Raw genomic sequence first — 18,099 nt, forward strand, 5'->3', positions numbered from 1 at the left:
GAGGCAAACTCATGAACAAATATTTTATTGCTACACTGTCTGCTTTATCCATTTTTGTGGGCACACAAGCTTTCGCAGATAATGCACAAGAATGCAAAAAATTGCAGGATGATTACAATGTGATTTATGCATCAAAAGGTTTCTGTTTCAAAGATCCTGAAGCAAAGGCAAAATATAATAATGACAATTGTTATACAAGTAAGCCTAAATTTACTGAAAAAGAGCAACAAAAACTTGACTCTATCAAGGAACGTCAGAAAGAATTGAATTGTAAATAATTACATTCATACATTTAAGGAAGTAAATATGGCTTATGATGATCAGAATATTTTTGCTCGAATTTTACGTGGCGAACTTCCAGCATTAAAAGTTTATGAAGATGATCATGTACTTGCATTTATGGATATCATGCCACAGGCAGATGGTCACACTTTAGTTATTCCAAAAACCAAAGCCATTACATTATTGGACTTAGAACCAGAAGCTGCTGCCTATACCATTAAAATTGTACAAAAAGTTGCTCAGGCAATTGAAAAAGCTTTAGATGCAAAAGGGATTGTTTTAATGCAACTCTCTGGCGCATCAGCTGGACAAACTGTGCCGCACGTACACTTTCATCTTATTCCAAGCTCTGTACACGAATTAGGTCGTCATGCTGTACAAATGGGCGATCAAGAAAAAATTAAAGTGTTGGCTGAAAAAATTAAGTCCGCACTCTTATAAAAAATTTTCTTTAGAAATGAGGCATTTATTGCCTCATTTTTTTGCTTCAAATTCTTATTATGTATCGCTTACGTCATCAAATTGTCATTTATTCTTCACTTATATGTAACAAAGTTTACAGATACTGCATGCAAGTTAGTAAGTAGTGCTTAACCAACACTTACTGAATAAAAAAAGTATCAGCAAACCCATTGAACATGTTTTGGAGAAAACTCAATGAAAAAAGTGCTACTCGCTGCAGCCATCACTACCCTTAGCATAAGCGCAGCTCAAGCAGCGCCTACATTGTACGGTAAGTTCAACGTAAGTTTAGATCAAATCGATAAAAATAAATTCGTAGATGAAAGCGTTACCAATGTAACCTCTAACAACTCTCGTATTGGTATCAAAGGTGAAGAAAAATTAACAGATAAATTATCTGCTCTCTACTTAGCAGAATGGCAAGTAAATACAGATGGTGACGGTACTGACCTAAGTATGCGTAACCGTTATGTGGGGATTAAATCAGACGGTATTGCAACATTAAAAGTGGGTCGTTTCGATACTTACTTAAGAAATACAGCAGGAAACAATCAAGATATCTTCAATGACCTTATTGAACTCGATATGACAGCGATTTTGGCGGGTGAAGACCGTATCAATAACGTTATTGGTTTTGAAACTGATAAAAAATTATTGGGTGGTTTAGGCTTTAACATCATGTTCCAGCAAGGTGAAGAATCATCTGCATTGAAAAATGATGCAAAAGGTCAAAAAGGCAGTCGCGATGGCTTTGGTGATGGTATTTCAACATCGCTCACTTATGAAAATAAAGACTATGGTTTAGCAGCTGCTGTTGGTGGGAACTTCGGTATCGCATCAAAATACAATGCATATAGCTCTGAACTTGGTGGCAGCTCTATCTACTCTGATGCAATCCGTGTTACAGGTTCTTTAGACTTCAAACCTTTAGGTCTTGATGGATTAGTATTAGGTGCATTATGGCAAACATTTAAACCAACTGATGATACTGTTGCTGTTTCTAAAACCGCTGGCACTCCTCCAGTCACAACAACAACTTCATTTAAAGGCTTAAAAGAAAATGCATATGGTATCACTGCTGCTTATGCAATTCCTTCAACACCAATTAAATTGAAAGCTCAATATATCTCATCTACCACTGAATTAGATGGTCGTGATGATCGTCAACAAGATCTTTACGGTGTAGGCGCAGATTATAACATCAACAAGCAAGTTCGCTTCTACGGTGTAGTGGGGCAACAAAAACGTGATTGGGCTGCTTCTGCTACAGCTGAGAAAAAGAAAACTGTTGTTGGCTTAGGTATGGAATATAGCTTCTAATTCCAAATCGAAGGTTTACACAAAAAACGGCAAGTTTACTTGCCGTTTTTTTTTACAATTCCCTTTTCTAAAAATCTCGAAACTCATCAAACCACGCATTTACTATTTTTTGATCTATATCAAATTTTGAAGATTCAACAAGTTGCTGTACAGCAACTCCTGTATCTTCCCTTTCAACAGTTTCAATATTGGGCAATGTATTAATCATCTCTATAAGTTCAATAATTGATTCTTTCACATCTTGCTCATTCTGTGCTTTGGAGATTTTTTTTAAAGCAGATTTATATGCTTTGATCGCAATTTTTGCATTTTTGCTTTGCCAGCTTTCAAATGGAATTCCATATTCAGTGCTAAACCATATTGGACTTCTCAGTTTAGACACCGAAGAATAATCCAATTGTTTTTCTTTAGCCAAATGCTTTAATTGGGTATTTAATGTTTTCCCAGTTTTTTCATCAATATTCCATGCAATGAAAGAGCTTAAGTTTTCCCAAGTATTTAAAGCAGGAAAGCCTTCCAAATTTACTGCATAACGTATTCCAATACGTTCAAGTTGGTGAAGTTGTTTTAAACATGCTGTATTGGTTATATTCCCGGTTAAGTTCAAATTTTTCAAATTAGGAAACTGTAGTAAGCTTTCACAATCAAAAGCCTGACCAATTGGTTTAACAATTACATCGAGTGAACTAATTTTTGCCAAGTCAGTAATAATTGGAAGATGGTACGCGGATACAGATTGATCTTTCTCAGTATTGGGTTCTATTCGAATATGATGAATTTCTTGCTTGGTCTTAATTTCAAAAAGCTCAATTTTTCCAGAGAGATGAAGTGAATATAAACTAATATTATTACTATGATCCAAAGTCAATTTGATCAGATCATCATTACTTTTTATTGCAAGATTACGAATTTGGGCATCACTCAAATCAAGACACAACGAGCGAGAGGGTTGCCAAAAGAAATTTTCAATTACTCTCTTCTTCGACCACTCCACAAAACTAGTATCATTTCCCCAATAGTAAAAAAATCTTGGCCAATCTCCATAAGGATGCAAATGCGCATTTTGTTGACCATGTGGCGTATAAAAGGTATTAAAGACATCCCAATCGATTACAGCATTTTCACCAACAAGAACATCAAACTTTTTCTTGTCCATGCCAATTCGCCCAATCGAGAAACTCCCTTGACCAGCAGGAATTTTGATTTGATGGCTATCCGTACCTGTTAAAGAAATATAAATGGGAGTATCTCTATCCATGTTCATCCATTATTTTTCAACTGCACTATTCATTTTTGAGCTAAAACTTGAGTACTGATGATTGTGCAAATAAGTATATAAACTCAATACTAAATATATCAAGCTTAAAGCTTTAGCTTTGTTTCATATTAGCAAAGTTATGAACATGTTAGGTTTAACTCTGTATATCAGCTCTCCCAACTCAAATGATCTAAATGACCTTGATGATCTGTTTTAACCACCATCAGTTGATCAGATAATTCACTGTTAACTGTGTAATCAAACACTGCAAAATACGATGTGTCATATTTCCCATCGGGATAAAGCCCTATCCTTGTTAAATATAACTTGTTTAAAAACTGTTGTGTCTTGTCTATTGAGTTGGAAATCCCGATGTGTGCTAAGAAATCATCACCCAATTCATCAAGATGAAAATCCACATATTCTTTGACAGTCCCGTCCTGCTCACCTTCAAAATTTTGTTGAATATAAGCGTGGTTGTTTTGGTCAAATTTTTCTATATTTTCTATAAATGATTTAACTCGTTCAAAATTTTCTAAACTCAAAGTATTCGCTTCAAAATTCAAATCGATTTGAACCACTTTTCCATTCACCTCAGCATCGACTTCATAATATTCTTCTAAGTTTTCTGAGTTTATAGTTCCAAAATACGGCAAAGTATATGATGGCATTTTTATAGTCCTCATGCTTTTATGTTTAAACGATGTATTCGGCTTAACCAGATTAAATTATTTTAGACACTATTTACTATTGGTTAAAATATATGAATGGTATATTTTTGCTATTCTATTTCATATTTTCCTATATTTGTTCTTTATGGGACTTTTTCACTTTTCTTCACGCATAAAAAAACACCCTCAACAGTTAGTTGAGGGTGTTTTAAGAATTAAAAGCTGGCGATGACTTACTCTCACATGGGTAACCCCACACTACCATCAGCGCTAAGAGGTTTCACTTCTGAGTTCGGGAAGGGATCAGGTGGTTCACTCTTGCTATTGTCGCCAGCAAACTGTTATGGACTTTTTCGGGTCTTATGGGTATGCCTTACTTTGTTCCAAATGAGTTTAACAGAAGAACATTTGAGTTGGTTATTGTAACTAGCTTTACAACTAAATCAAGTTTCTTTGATCTTTTATGAATCAAATGATGCTTCACATACAACTGCTTGGGTGTTGTATAGTCAAGCCTCACGAGCAATTAGTATTGGTCAGCTTCATGCGTCACCGCACTTCCACATCCAACCTATCAACGTCGTAGTCTTCAACGGCTCTTTAGAGGACATAAAGTCCTAGGGAAATCTTATCTTGAGGTAGGCTTCCCGCTTAGATGCTTTCAGCGGTTATCCCTTCCGAACATAGCTACCCGGCGATGCGACTGGCGTCACAACCGGTACACCAGAGGTTCGTCCACTCTGGTCCTCTCGTACTAGGAGCAGATCCTCTCAAATTTCCAACGCCCACGGTAGATAGGGACCGAACTGTCTCACGACGTTCTAAACCCAGCTCGCGTACCTCTTTAAATGGCGAACAGCCATACCCTTGGGACCTGCTTCAGCCCCAGGATGAGATGAGCCGACATCGAGGTGCCAAACACCGCCGTCGATATGAACTCTTGGGCGGTATCAGCCTGTTATCCCCAGAGTACCTTTTATCCGTTGAGCGATGGCCCTTCCATACAGAACCACCGGATCACTAAGACCTACTTTCGTACCTGCTCGACTTGTGGGTCTCGCAGTTAAGCGCGCTTTTGCCTTTATACTCTACGCGTGATTTCCGACCACGCTGAGCGCACCTTCGTACTCCTCCGTTACTCTTTAGGAGGAGACCGCCCCAGTCAAACTACCCACCAGACATGGTCCTCGTCCCGGATAACGGGACAGAGTTAGAACCTCAATATTACCAGGGTGGTATTTCAAGGATGGCTCCATAGCAACTGGCGTCGCTACTTCTAAGCCTCCCACCTATCCTACACAAGTAAGATCAAAGTTCAATGTCAAGCTGCAGTAAAGGTTCACGGGGTCTTTCCGTCTAGCCGCGGGTACACCGCATCTTCACGGCGATTTCGATTTCACTGAGCCTCTGCTGGAGACAGCGCCCCCATCATTATGCCATTCGTGCAGGTCGGAACTTACCCGACAAGGAATTTCGCTACCTTAGGACCGTTATAGTTACGGCCGCCGTTTACTGGGGCTTCGATCAAGAGCTTCGCTTACGCTAACCCCATCAATTAACCTTCCAGCACCGGGCAGGCATCACACCCTATACGTCCACTTTCGTGTTTGCAGAGTGCTATGTTTTTAATAAACAGTTGCAGGGGCCTGGTTTCTGTGGCTGCCAATAGCTCAAGGAGCAAGTCCTATCACCGTCAGCAGCGTACCTTCTCCCGAAGTTACGGTACCATTTTGCCTAGTTCCTTCAGCAGAGTTCTCTCAAGCGCTTTGGTCTACTCGACCTGACCACCTGTGTCGGTTTCGGGTACGATTCCTGTGTAACTGAAGCTTAGAGACTTTTCCTGGAAGCATAGTATCAGCCACTTCACGAGTAAACTCGCTTGCTATCAGTTCTCAGCATAGAGCACCCCGGATTTGCCTAAGATGCATGCCTACAACCTTCCACCTGGACAACCAACGCCAGGCTGACTTAACTTTCTCCGTCCTCTCATCGCATTACACAGAAGTATTGGAATATTAACCAATTTCCCATCGACTACGCCTCTCGGCCTCGCCTTAGGGGTCGACTCACCCAGCCCCGATTAACGTTGGACTGGAACCCTTGGTCTTTCAGCGAACGGGTTTTTCACCCGTTTTGTCGTTACTCACGTCAGCATTCGCACTTCTGATACCTCCAGCATGCTTCTCAACACACCTTCATCGGCTTACAGAACGCTCCCCTACCACGTATACAATGTATACATCCGCAGCTTCGGCATATAGTTTTAGCCCCGTTACATCTTCCGCGCAGGCCGACTCGACTAGTGAGCTATTACGCTTTCTTTAAAGGGTGGCTGCTTCTAAGCCAACCTCCTAGCTGTCTATGCCTTCCCACATCGTTTCCCACTTAACTATAATTTTGGGGCCTTAGCTGGCGGTCTGGATTGTTTTCCTCTTGACTACGGACGTTAGCACCCGCAGTCTGTCTCCCGGATAGTACTCATAGGTATTCGGAGTTTGCATCGGTTTGGTAAGTCGGGATGACCCCCTAGCCGAAACAGTGCTCTACCCCCTATGGTATTCGTCCGAGGCGCTACCTAAATAGCTTTCGGGGAGAACCAGCTATCACCGAGTTTGATTAGCCTTTCACCCCTATCCACAAGTCATCCCCTGGCTTTTCAACGACAGTGGGTTCGGTCCTCCAGTTAGTGTTACCCAACCTTCAACCTGCTCATGGATAGATCACCCGGTTTCGGGTCTATACCCAGCAACTAAACGCCCTATTAAGACTCGATTTCTCTACGGCTCCCCTATACGGTTAACCTTGCTACTGAATATAAGTCGCTGACCCATTATACAAAAGGTACGCAGTCACCGAACAAGTCGGCTCCCACTGCTTGTATGCATGCGGTTTCAGGATCTATTTCACTCCCCTCACAGGGGTTCTTTTCGCCTTTCCCTCACGGTACTGGTTCACTATCGGTCAGTCAGGAGTATTTAGCCTTGGAGGATGGTCCCCCCATATTCAGACAAGGTTTCACGTGCCTCGCCCTACTCGTCATCATTATATGTGCACTTTCGTGTACGGGACTATCACCCTCTACGGTAGCACTTCCCAGAGCTTTCCGCTAATACACATATAACTTAATGGGCTGATCCCCGTTCGCTCGCCGCTACTGAGGGAATCTCAATTGATTTCTTTTCCTAAGGGTACTGAGATGTTTCACTTCCCCTCGTTCGCCTCGCATGACTATGTATTCATCATGCGATACCTACCTTATGGTAAGTGGGTTTCCCCATTCAGAAATCTCCGGATCACAGGATATTTGCCGCCTCCCCGAAGCTTATCGCAGGCTATTACGTCTTTCATCGCCTCTGACTGCCAAGGCATCCACCACATGCACTTAATTACTTGACTATACAACCCCAAACAGTCGTTAATCCCTACAAGGAGGATCAACAATGTGGATTTAACCACTTCTATTTGTTGCTTGTGAACTTAATCACTGTACAGCTTCAATTTAATTCATATACCAAAACGCTTGATTCAGTTTTATCGCTAGTTCTCATTTCATTCCGCTTTAACAATTGCTTGTTAAGCTTCATAAAACGAGTTAAACAATTATTTCAACTCAAATATATTCTGTTAATGATTCACTACCGCCTCGTCAGCAAGTAGTTCACTGTGATAAATCACAGAAGTTAATAAACTCTATAAACTTCAGTTCATTAATTTCTATAATCAATCTTTTTTAATCAGGTAACTGCGTAGTAGTGGTGGAGACTAGGAGAGTCGAACTCCTGACCTCCTGCGTGCAAAGCAGGCGCTCTACCAACTAAGCTAAGTCCCCAGCTTAAGATCTTAATATATCTGCTCTTCTGTGTTCAGTAGACTTGGTGGGTCTGACAAGACTTGAACTTGTGACCCCACGCTTATCAAGCGTGTGCTCTAACCAACTGAGCTACAGACCCTCAGATACATCAATGAAGAACAACTTGTTGTGGATTCTTACCAATCGTCAATCTTTCGTTAAGGAGGTGATCCAGCCGCAGGTTCCCCTACGGCTACCTTGTTACGACTTCACCCCAGTCATCGGCCACACCGTGGTAAGCGTCCTCCTTACGGTTAGACTACCTACTTCTGGTGCAACAAACTCCCATGGTGTGACGGGCGGTGTGTACAAGGCCCGGGAACGTATTCACCGCGGCATTCTGATCCGCGATTACTAGCGATTCCGACTTCATGGAGTCGAGTTGCAGACTCCAATCCGGACTACGATCGGCTTTTTGAGATTAGCATCCTATCGCTAGGTAGCAACCCTTTGTACCGACCATTGTAGCACGTGTGTAGCCCTGGTCGTAAGGGCCATGATGACTTGACGTCGTCCCCGCCTTCCTCCAGTTTGTCACTGGCAGTATCCTTAAAGTTCCCATCCGAAATGCTGGCAAGTAAGGAAAAGGGTTGCGCTCGTTGCGGGACTTAACCCAACATCTCACGACACGAGCTGACGACAGCCATGCAGCACCTGTATGTAAGTTCCCGAAGGCACCAATCCATCTCTGGAAAGTTCTTACTATGTCAAGACCAGGTAAGGTTCTTCGCGTTGCATCGAATTAAACCACATGCTCCACCGCTTGTGCGGGCCCCCGTCAATTCATTTGAGTTTTAGTCTTGCGACCGTACTCCCCAGGCGGTCTACTTATCGCGTTAGCTGCGCCACTAAAGTCTCAAAGACCCCAACGGCTAGTAGACATCGTTTACGGCATGGACTACCAGGGTATCTAATCCTGTTTGCTCCCCATGCTTTCGTACCTCAGCGTCAGTATTAGGCCAGATGGCTGCCTTCGCCATCGGTATTCCTCCAGATCTCTACGCATTTCACCGCTACACCTGGAATTCTACCATCCTCTCCCATACTCTAGCTTCCCAGTATCGAATGCAATTCCCAAGTTAAGCTCGGGGATTTCACATCCGACTTAAAAAGCCGCCTACGCACGCTTTACGCCCAGTAAATCCGATTAACGCTCGCACCCTCTGTATTACCGCGGCTGCTGGCACAGAGTTAGCCGGTGCTTATTCTGCGAGTAACGTCCACTCATCTTGGGTATTAACCAAAAGAGCCTCCTCCTCGCTTAAAGTGCTTTACAACCATAAGGCCTTCTTCACACACGCGGCATGGCTGGATCAGGGTTCCCCCCATTGTCCAATATTCCCCACTGCTGCCTCCCGTAGGAGTCTGGGCCGTGTCTCAGTCCCAGTGTGGCGGATCATCCTCTCAGACCCGCTACAGATCGTCGCCTTGGTAGGCCTTTACCCCACCAACTAGCTAATCCGACTTAGGCTCATCTATTAACGCAAGGTCACAAGTGATCCCCTGCTTTCCCCCGTAGGGCGTATGCGGTATTAGCATCCCTTTCGAGATGTTGTCCCCCATTAATAGGCAGATTCCTAAGTATTACTCACCCGTCCGCCGCTAGGTCAATTACCGAAGCAATCTCCCCCGCTCGACTTGCATGTGTTAAGCCTGCCGCCAGCGTTCAATCTGAGCCATGATCAAACTCTTCAGTTAAAATCATTAGTGACTTAAGGTCACAATTCTGGCTCATCAATTACTGACAAATTCTCTCAAATAAACTTCGAGTAATTTAAACCAATCAATCAATGATAATATTTCGATCAATCAATCAGTAAAAATCCACACAAGTTGTTCTTCATATTCTCTTAATGATCAATTTACCACCTCGTCAGTGATAAATAAGACGCAATAAACATTCAACAACTTAACCCTCTAAGCTAAGTTCGTTTGCTGTATCGCGTCGGGATGCTGCGTATTCTATATATTTTTTATAGACACGCAACCCCTATTTTGAACTTTTTCAACCACATGGTTATTTTTTCAACAAAAAGCGCAAAAAAAACTGCATTTTTCACTCATTTTTTAAGCACTTCTTTAAACTCATGCTTTTAAAATCTTAAAAAAGACCTCATCAATCAATAGTCGTTATTTGATTCTTATTCAAAAATAATCACCTGAAGAATGTGCATGTAAGAAAGCAGGGATTAATCCCGTTAATGCTGCCCGAATATCTGCACGTTCATTAATGAGTTGATGCGATCCTTCTTCAAGAATTAATAAAGTTTGCAATCTGAATTGGCGACGTACGAAATCAATATTATATTTCCAATCCACTGTTTGATCTTGAGCACCTTGTGCCAACCACACAGGTATACGACATTTTGGAAATTCTTCCATTTCCTGCATCCATTTCGACATTGCAAGAATCCAGTCCATTCCCATCATACGGGGTTGCAAAGGATCTTTTAGTCGTACAAATCTTAAAAACTCTGGATTATGATTATTGCGTTTAAAATGACGTGGAACTTCTCTTTTAATTCTACGAATAATACCCAAACCAATAGAATTGTGCCACCATGCGGTTTTAGCTGGTCTCACCAAAGGTGATAAGAGTAAAACACGATCAACAATTGGATTTTCTCTTTTTTGTGCATATTCAAGTAAATGATGCATCCAAATTGCACCACCTGTACTCTGTCCTACCCCCAACCAAGGTTTAGGAAGATGCTGTGAGTTTTTAACATATTGGTAAACAGCATGCAGCACTTGTTGATAGTGGTCAAAATTTTTAATATTTGCTGGAGAGCCATTACTTAAACCATGTCCTGGCAAATCATAAGTAATAACACTAAAGCCTTGTTCAAGGATTTCTTTAACAATCGGTTGATAGATACCACTATGCTCTAAATAACCATGTAATAAACAGACTGTTCCTTTTACTTTTTCAATTTTAGGCTTAAATACCTGAACATGCAGTTTAAACAACGGCATGTCAATAAAGCCTTGCCATTGAACACAATCTAATTGATCAAAACCATAAAGTCGTTGATAAGCCTTTATTTCTTGGTTTGGCACATAGGTACGATTTAAATTTAAAGCTTCTAATAGTTGTGGTGTGGTATCACGACTTGGTACTGGCAAATCAAGTTGTTTTAAAATTGTAGGATTTAAAAATGGGATATCCGCCATTAAGGCACCTCTCTACAGCCACTCGAACCAAACAACATATCTCGAATTGTTGCTAAAGTTTCATAGTTGGCTCTGCGGCTATGATCATAATTCTGTTTGCTTGGTTGCCATTCTGTAAGTTGAGTAGGCATTGGTGCGTCCACTGGAATGGTTTCTATACCATTCAATGCAAATAAACGACGTGTTCTAGGCATGTGATAACGATCTGTAATCAACATGACTGTAGGTGCTCCACCTTTTTTTTGTAATAGTAATGAGCTAAAACGTGTATTTTCACAGGTATTCATACTGCGATTTTCCAATAATTTTGCCTGCACCCCACGTTCAGCCAACCACTTTTGCATATAAGGTGCTTCAACGCCACTCAACACAATAGGCAGTTTGATTTTTTTCTCTAGTTCAATAGTCGTTTCCAGTCTTAGTTTAGTGTAATCATTGACAATAATATCTTTCTGATTTTTATCTAAAGTTAGACCACCACCCAAAACCACAATGGCATAAGGTTGACTGACTGGTTTTGGGAGTTCACTATTTTTATTGGGTAAGCTTTCTAAATCTTGTTGTACTTGTGAACTTGATAATTCAACGGCAGAAGCTGAGGGATTTTCATATAAAGCCTTATCATCAACCTTATATTTTTTTAAGAAAGTTAAATATTCATCCATCAGCGCTTTGTTGTCTTCACTATTTAAATCTAATAAGTTTTTAACCACATCATTAGGCTGGTCTTCTACAGCATCAGAAGCTGCATGTTCAGACACTAAAGGAATCACTGGTTTGATTTGCTCTTCATCATCTTCTTTTTGTTCTTTGGCAATTTTTTCCTGTAAAGCTCGATAACGCAATTGAAGAGCAAGCAAATCCTTAGCATCGTTGTTCTTTAACAGTTCTTCCATCAACTTTAGATAAGCTTGACGAGCAATCCACAAATCCGAACCTGGTTCTAAGTTTTCTGTTTCAGATAATGCCGCATTTTGTTGGCTTTTTGCGGCAACCTGATTGACTTCAACAGGCACAAATGTATTGAGAATCCTCACCATAAGGTTCGAATAAAATGGCGTATACCAAAATACAATCAGACAGCCAAAAAGTACAAATAGTATTGCAACCATCCGTAAAAATCTGACCATCCAATGTTGTTTAACCATATATAGACTCAATGTTAATGGTTCTGAATTAATCCCATTTCGTTAAAAAGTACAGGTTCTGGCTCTAACTGCACAGCAAACTGATCAAACACATCCCGCTGAACAGCTCGATAAGCCGCTTGAACATCTGACAATGTTGCATCCGCATAATTCACCAGAACTAAAGCTTGTTTATGGAACATGCCGACTTGATTAAGTTGCTTACCTTTCCATCCTGATTGGTCAATCAGCCAACCAGCTGCAATTTTAACGCGATCCTCTGTTTGAGGATAATGTGGAATATTAGGGAATTTTGCAATTAATTGTGAAAATACATCTCGCCCAATAATCGGATTTTTAAAGAAACTTCCGACATTTGGATATTCCTTAGGATCAGGAAGTTTACTTTGTCGAATTTGGATGACTTGTTTTTGCAAATTCTCCGCACTCAAGTCATCTGCCATTGCTGCTTTTAAATCACCATAGTTGATTTTTAAATCAGCCTGTTTCAGTAATCTAAAAATCACATGAGTAATAACATAACGATTTGGATCATCTTTAAAAATACTGTGACGATAAGAAAATTGACAATCCTGAGCACAGATGGAATGCATTTGCTCTAATTCACGATCATATACTTCCACAGATTCAATAAACTCACCTGCTTCAACGCCATAAGCCCCTATATTTTGTACAGGAGAAGCACCTACCAAACCAGGAATCAATGCAAGGTTTTGTAAACCATAAAGATGCTGTGAAGTCGTCCACAATACAAAGTCATGCCAGACTTGCCCTGCACCCACCTTTATTGTTTTACTCCGTTCATCTTCACCGATAAACTCTATCCCCTGTATATCGATCGCAACAACCAGGGCATGAATATGCTCAGGAAGAATCATATTGCTTCCACCTGAAAGAACCAGCACATTTAAATTATTTTGTTTGGAAAATTGCAGTGCGCTTTGAAGGTCAGCAACAGATTGTACTTTGACAAAATGTGATGCAACTGAGTCTAAACGGAGTGTATTAAATGGTTTAAGTTGAACCTGAGATTCAATATTCATAACTTAAATTTCATTCCTAATGTATATCAATTACTTATATTGAAACTGTTGCTGAAAAACTTGCACCCACGCTAAACTACTTGACTCACATTGATCAAGAACACGCTCAAATCCATCTGCTTCACCATAATAAGGGTCAGGAATGGCTTGCTTCGGAAAATCAGCATCATGTTCACTCATCAGCGCAACTTGCGCTTTAACAGACTGTACACCAAATTGTTGAATCGCTTGTTGAAGTAAAGATTTGATATTCGCTAAATTTTCATGATCCATTGCAAGAATTAAATCAAAATCCAAGAAGTCTTGTATTTTTAACTGTCTAGCACGCAAATCTGAAAGATCATAGCCTCTTTTTATTGCATGTTTTTGACTGCGGTGATCAGGTGATTTATTCGGATGATAATTACTCGTTCCAGCTGAATCCACAATCACGTTCAATTGCTGTTCATTACAATAATGTCGCAAGACGACTTCTGCTGTAGGTGAACGACAGATATTTCCTAAGCACACACATAAAACCTTGTATGGCATTTTGGATAACATAAACCGCCTCAAATGATCATTTCTTTTATAAGCGCTTATGTTAAGTTATTTAGCAAGTGAATCCTATAGAACCTTAAAACAATAATGTTAATTTTGTGATGACAGATTAAGGATAGTACACAATGCAGCATTTCCAATTTCAAACTGTAGCCAATATTATTTCTGGGCTAGGATCAGTCCAAGAATTAAAGACAATTTTAGCTAACAAATATAAAAAAGCCTTGCTTGTAACAGATGCAGGGATGATTCAACATGCACTGCATTTACCTGTACTGAAAATTTTAGAAGATGCTCATTTGGCTTATGAAATTTACGCTGACGTTCAGGCTGATCCTGCAGAACATATTGTTCTATCCGCAGTGGAGTTTGCCAAAAAAAATCAAGTCGATGTTGTGATTGGTTTTGGTGGAGGCAGCTCAATGGATGTTGCCAAACTTATTGCAGTACTGGCTCATGCTCAACAAACCCAAAGTATTCAAGAGATCTACGGTATCAATAATGTTCATGGACCAAGACTTCCGTTAATTCTGATTCCAACCACTGCCGGTACTGGTTCTGAAGTTACGCCGATCTCCATTGTTACGACAGGTGAAACGACAAAAACAGGAATTGTCTCACCGATCTTATATGCGGATATCGCAATCCTTGATGCCACATTTACCACTGGTCTGCCACCACATATCACAGCCGCAACTGGCATTGATGCAATGGTGCACGCCATCGAAGCCTATACTTCAAAAATAAAGAAAAACTTTTATGCTGACATGTTGGCAAAACAAGCGCTGAAACTTCTCAATAAAAACTTGAAACTTGTCTTGGCGGATGGGATGAATGTGCAAGCACGTCAAAATATGCTTCTAGGGTCAATGCTTGCAGGACAAGCATTCGCCAACGCGCCTGTTGGCGCTGTTCATGCCCTTGCCTATCCATTAGGTGGACATTTCCACTTATCTCATGGACACACCAATGCTTTGGTTCTATTAGAGGTTTTAAAATTTAATGCCTCTGAAGCCAAAGCTCACTACGCTGAACTGATGCAATGGTTAGATCCATATAGTAAAGGCAGTGTTGAAGGTCTCTGTGATTTATTTATCGACCATATGCAAAACCATCTCAACAATAGTGGCTTAACCCTAAAACTGAGAGAGTTAAATGTACAATCTCAACAACTTGAAGTCCTTGCAGAAGATGCAATGCTTCAAACACGCTTATTACAAAACAATCCTAAGGTTTTAAACTACACCGATACACTCAACATTTATCAGGCAATTTATTAGGGTCTATTGAGATTTCAACAGCACATTGCGTTATCGATTAATACGACATAAACAAGAAGTGAAATACCAACAATCGCCATACTATTGTCGAGTTTCGAAATGCAGTTGAGGAAGACTTTAATCACAACCAGCTGAATAGAGATATTTTACGAGGTCTACCTTAGGTTTTGCTGACTTAGCATCACTGAGTTTCACAAAACCTGCCAAGTGATATCTAAAAAAATCTTTATTACAAGCATCTGTAAAGTATCAACCAACTTAAAACACATCATCAGAATGCTTGCGATTGATGTTGTAAAATCATCTTTAAATACAGTTAAGCTATAAAGCGATTTACTTAGGTAATGCACTACATTTCAAACAAAAAGTAAAAACTGTCTTTTGATCATGAAAGACTAGCCTGATTCCTCTAGCATAAGAAATTGCTAAAATCCGCGAACAAATCTTCACAAGAAAAACCTTAAATTATCAACATGTGCAAAAAACAGTCAATAAAATTCTATTTTTTAATCAAATAGATTATTGCGTATTTTAGAAAATATCTATTTATAACTTTAATTATCATAATATTATTTTAATTACTTATTATTTGTATGACTGACTGGTTGATAATTTACCGTGTTTTCCGTTTAACTTCTAAAATAATTACTCTAAAATCGCCGACGATCTTAATCGGGAAATTAAGATAACAGACAGTATTGGAAATGATTCTATGAAAAAACTTACATTGGCGATTTTACCATTAGCAGCGTTTGGCTTAAACACTGTTACTCATGCAGCGACTTCAGACGGTAAAACTTTTGCTGTTTCTACAGGTTGGTTGCATGTAATGCCACAAAGTAAGGGACAAGGTGTCAATGGGAAAACAGGTAATTCACCTTACTTAGGTCCCTTGGCTAATTTACAAGCAGCTAATCCTGATGCTGGTTTTGAAGTACAAAATGCTGATACTGCAGGTTTGATGCTTGATTATTTCGTCAATGATAACGTTTCATTAGAATTAACTTTGGGCGCACCTCCTGAAATGGAACTTGCAGGCAAAGGCAGCATTAAAGTTCATGGGATCAATGTCATTGACCTCAGCAAATATGACAAAGCTGCAACTACAGATGCCTATACACCAACCATTTCTGGTCGTTATCACTTTGGCTCGATCAACAATAAAATCCGCCCTTATGTTGGTGCTGGATTGATGTATGCTCACTTCTCAAATGTTGAAACTGACCGCGCGATTAATCAGGCACTGAAGGCAAATCCTTATCTTGCTCCGTTCAATCCAGAATTGGGTAAAGTAAAAGTTGATGATGCTTTTGCACCAGTGGCTATTCTTGGTGCTGATTTCAACATCAACAAAAACTGGTATGCAACAGCTTCTGTGTCTTATGCGCACCTTACAACTAAAGCTAAATTAAATGTAAATGGTACTACACCAGCTGGTACTACAACATTGATCTCAGGTCAAAGCAGTATCGAAATTAAACCAATTGTGACTTATTTAGGTCTAGGCTACCGTTTCTAATTAATGAAGTCTGATTGAGATCAGTCTTCATTTTCTATAGCTCATTGAGTCATACTTAATGAGCTTTTTATTTTTTAAATCATCCTTAATACATATCATCCTGCGATGTATCCAACAAAATAGAATCGCTTTAAAACCATCATCATTTTGAATAAAAACAAACAACGCTCTCATCCCATAAAAGATCTTTGTCATCTCTGGAAAGTAAGACATCACTGAAGTAAATCAATTAAAATTTTTGTTAAAATATAAGGCTGTGAAAATGTCTGATCTCTATTATCCAAGTTTTCTTAGATGGTATGGTAATCCCCCCTCAAAATAATTGAACTCAAAAGTAGAAAATCGAATAATCCTGTTCAAGGAGATTTTTTATGAAAACATCTAAATATTCAGATAGCTTAATCATGAGTATTTTAAAACAAGCTGAATCAGGAACACCTGTGCCTAACTTATGCCGTGAACATGGTATGAGTTCCGCTACATTTTATAAATGGAAAGCGAAATATGGAGGTATGGATATTTCAATGATGACACGACTTAAAGAATTAGAGGCTGAAAATGCTCGTCTGAAACGTATGTATGCTGACGAACGCCTTAAAGCAGATATTCTTCAGGATGCACTGTCAAAGAAGTTATAAAGCCTGTACAACGTAAATCTCTTGCTCAGCGAGCCGTTGAACAATTCAAGATTTCAGTGAGTAAAGCTTGCTTCATCTTTCAACTTAGTCAAACCTGTTATCGTTATAAAGCTCAATTAGATGAGCAAAATAAGATGATTGCAGACTGGCTACTGAAGCTTACCAATGAGAATAAGACTTGGGGCTTTCAGCTTTGCTTCTTATACCTACGTAATGTCAAAGGCTACTCATGGAACCACAAACGTGTTTATCGAATTTATAAGGAGCTTGAGCTTAACCTACGAATTAAACCCAACAAACGCATTCAGCGAATAAAGCCTGAACCGCTTACAGTACCATCAACACCAAATGAATCGTGGTCAATGGACTTTATGCATGACCAACTGAGTGATGGTCGCAGTTACCGAATTCACAATGTTATTGATGATTATAACCGTGAGTCACTGGATATATTGATTGATTTTTCTTTGCCAGCTCAACGAGTGCTGAGGGGATTAGACCAATTAATTGCATGGCGAGGTAAGCCAAAGCGTATCCGTAGTGATAATGGACCCGAGTATGTTAGTGATTTAATGCAAGCGTGGTGTACTCAACATGGAATTGAGCATGTGTTTACTCAACCAGGTCATCCACAACAGAATGCTTATGTTGAACGCTTCAACAGGACGGTTAGATATGAATGTTTGAATCAATATTTATTTCGAGAGCTTGAAGAAGTTGAAGACTATACAACGATATGGCAACACTTTTATAATCATGAACGACCACATATGTCAGTTGATGGTAAACCACCTAAATTTAAACAATCATAAGGACTTTGCCTTTCTACTTATAAAATCAATTAAAAATGGGAGTATTACCGTATCAGTAAGATAAATAAATCTAAAATTGTATAAAAGATACGCTTTATACGA

At 39.8% G+C, this 18,099-nt stretch carries 12 protein-coding genes, 2 tRNA genes and 3 rRNA genes; 6 read left to right on the forward strand and 11 right to left on the reverse strand.

The annotated features are described in order from the left end of the window. The first annotated feature begins 11 nt into the window (after positions 1-11). The 3 genes from I9192_RS12740 (at position 12) to I9192_RS12750 (ending at position 2,064) form a co-directional block, all read left to right on the forward strand. The gene (locus I9192_RS12740; protein ID WP_004830378.1) at positions 12-278 is read left to right on the forward strand and encodes a YARHG domain-containing protein; all 267 of its coding nucleotides are present in this window, start codon (positions 12-14) and stop codon (positions 276-278) included. A 28-nt stretch (positions 279-306) separates the two neighbouring features. Then, positions 307-723, forward strand: coding sequence for an HIT family protein (locus I9192_RS12745; RefSeq protein WP_005032059.1), 417 nt, complete (start codon positions 307-309; stop codon positions 721-723). Between the two features lie 216 nt (positions 724-939). Further along, positions 940-2,064 carry a porin gene (locus I9192_RS12750; RefSeq protein WP_005032061.1) on the forward strand — a complete coding sequence of 375 codons (1,125 nt, stop codon included), beginning with the start codon at positions 940-942 and terminating at the stop codon, positions 2,062-2,064. Positions 2,065-2,131: 67 nt separating this feature from the next. Here the strand turns inward: I9192_RS12750 and I9192_RS12755 are convergent, their stop codons facing one another. The 11 genes from I9192_RS12755 to I9192_RS12805 form a co-directional block, all read right to left on the reverse strand. Further along, complete coding sequence (locus tag I9192_RS12755) at positions 2,132-3,322, reverse strand: hypothetical protein (protein ID WP_005032063.1); 1,191 nt, start codon at positions 3,320-3,322, stop codon at positions 2,132-2,134. A gap of 167 nt (positions 3,323-3,489) precedes the next feature. Beyond that, positions 3,490-3,993, reverse strand: coding sequence for a DUF2004 domain-containing protein (locus I9192_RS12760; protein WP_005032064.1), 504 nt, complete (start codon positions 3,991-3,993; stop codon positions 3,490-3,492). Between the two features lie 220 nt (positions 3,994-4,213). Further along, positions 4,214-4,328 (reverse strand): 5S ribosomal RNA (gene rrf, locus I9192_RS12765). Between the two features lie 170 nt (positions 4,329-4,498). Next, positions 4,499-7,389: ribosomal RNA gene (locus tag I9192_RS12770) — 23S ribosomal RNA — on the reverse strand. A gap of 357 nt (positions 7,390-7,746) precedes the next feature. After that, positions 7,747-7,822 (reverse strand) — tRNA-Ala (locus I9192_RS12775). Between the two features lie 44 nt (positions 7,823-7,866). After that, a tRNA-Ile gene (locus I9192_RS12780) sits at positions 7,867-7,943 on the reverse strand. A 59-nt stretch (positions 7,944-8,002) separates the two neighbouring features. Beyond that, positions 8,003-9,541, reverse strand: a 16S ribosomal RNA gene (locus I9192_RS12785). Together the 16S, 23S and 5S rRNA genes with 2 tRNA genes alongside form the textbook arrangement of a ribosomal RNA operon. 447 nt (positions 9,542-9,988) lie before the next feature. After that, on the reverse strand, positions 9,989-11,017 hold the full coding sequence (locus I9192_RS12790; protein ID WP_005032066.1) for an alpha/beta hydrolase: 1,029 nt from the start codon (positions 11,015-11,017) through the stop codon (positions 9,989-9,991). Next, a complete protein-coding gene (locus tag I9192_RS12795) occupies positions 11,017-12,165 on the reverse strand; it encodes a YdcF family protein (protein WP_005032067.1) in 1,149 nt (382 codons plus the stop codon). The genes I9192_RS12790 and I9192_RS12795 overlap by 1 nt, the downstream gene beginning before the upstream one ends. A gap of 14 nt (positions 12,166-12,179) precedes the next feature. Then, the gene (gene murB, locus I9192_RS12800; protein ID WP_004824251.1) at positions 12,180-13,208 is read right to left on the reverse strand and encodes a UDP-N-acetylmuramate dehydrogenase; all 1,029 of its coding nucleotides are present in this window, start codon (positions 13,206-13,208) and stop codon (positions 12,180-12,182) included. Between the two features lie 30 nt (positions 13,209-13,238). Continuing rightward, positions 13,239-13,751: a low molecular weight protein-tyrosine-phosphatase gene (locus tag I9192_RS12805; protein WP_004824252.1), complete on the reverse strand. Its 513-nt coding sequence runs from the start codon at positions 13,749-13,751 to the stop codon at positions 13,239-13,241. 122 nt (positions 13,752-13,873) lie between these two features. Here I9192_RS12805 and I9192_RS12810 point away from each other — a divergent pair, with 122 nt between their 5' ends. The 3 genes from I9192_RS12810 to I9192_RS12820 all read left to right on the forward strand — a co-directional run bounded on the left by I9192_RS12810 (position 13,874) and on the right by I9192_RS12820 (position 17,997). Then, the gene (locus I9192_RS12810; protein WP_005032070.1) at positions 13,874-15,028 is read left to right on the forward strand and encodes an iron-containing alcohol dehydrogenase; all 1,155 of its coding nucleotides are present in this window, start codon (positions 13,874-13,876) and stop codon (positions 15,026-15,028) included. Positions 15,029-15,740: 712 nt separating this feature from the next. Beyond that, positions 15,741-16,547 (forward strand): OmpW/AlkL family protein, encoded by an 807-nt coding sequence (locus I9192_RS12815; RefSeq protein ID WP_005032071.1) that lies wholly within the window; start codon positions 15,741-15,743, stop codon positions 16,545-16,547. Positions 16,548-16,918: 371 nt separating this feature from the next. Further along, a protein-coding gene (locus tag I9192_RS12820; RefSeq protein WP_200149848.1) for an IS3-like element ISAbe6 family transposase occupies positions 16,919-17,997 on the forward strand; the annotation gives its coding sequence in 2 pieces (ribosomal slippage) (positions 16,919-17,171 and positions 17,171-17,997; 1,080 coding nt in all). Positions 17,998-18,099 lie beyond the last annotated feature (102 nt).

It is taken from the genome of Acinetobacter bereziniae, assembly GCF_016576965.1.
GTDB classification, from domain to species: domain Bacteria; phylum Pseudomonadota; class Gammaproteobacteria; order Pseudomonadales; family Moraxellaceae; genus Acinetobacter; species Acinetobacter bereziniae.

What these genes read in the sequence shown, in the direction of transcription:
- murB (WP_004824251.1), bottom strand. Translation starts at nt 13,208, where the DNA reads ATGAATATTGAATCTCAGGTTCAACTTAAACCATTTAATACACTCCGT.
- I9192_RS12805 (WP_004824252.1), bottom strand. Translation starts at nt 13,751, where the DNA reads ATGTTATCCAAAATGCCATACAAGGTTTTATGTGTGTGCTTAGGAAAT.
- I9192_RS12740 (WP_004830378.1), top strand. Translation starts at nt 12, where the DNA reads ATGAACAAATATTTTATTGCTACACTGTCTGCTTTATCCATTTTTGTG.
- I9192_RS12745 (WP_005032059.1), top strand. Translation starts at nt 307, where the DNA reads ATGGCTTATGATGATCAGAATATTTTTGCTCGAATTTTACGTGGCGAA.
- I9192_RS12810 (WP_005032070.1), top strand. Translation starts at nt 13,874, where the DNA reads ATGCAGCATTTCCAATTTCAAACTGTAGCCAATATTATTTCTGGGCTA.
- I9192_RS12815 (WP_005032071.1), top strand. Translation starts at nt 15,741, where the DNA reads ATGAAAAAACTTACATTGGCGATTTTACCATTAGCAGCGTTTGGCTTA.
- I9192_RS12750 (WP_005032061.1), top strand. Translation starts at nt 940, where the DNA reads ATGAAAAAAGTGCTACTCGCTGCAGCCATCACTACCCTTAGCATAAGC.
- I9192_RS12795 (WP_005032067.1), bottom strand. Translation starts at nt 12,165, where the DNA reads ATGGTTAAACAACATTGGATGGTCAGATTTTTACGGATGGTTGCAATA.
- I9192_RS12760 (WP_005032064.1), bottom strand. Translation starts at nt 3,993, where the DNA reads ATGCCATCATATACTTTGCCGTATTTTGGAACTATAAACTCAGAAAAC.
- I9192_RS12755 (WP_005032063.1), bottom strand. Translation starts at nt 3,322, where the DNA reads ATGGATAGAGATACTCCCATTTATATTTCTTTAACAGGTACGGATAGC.
- I9192_RS12790 (WP_005032066.1), bottom strand. Translation starts at nt 11,017, where the DNA reads ATGGCGGATATCCCATTTTTAAATCCTACAATTTTAAAACAACTTGAT.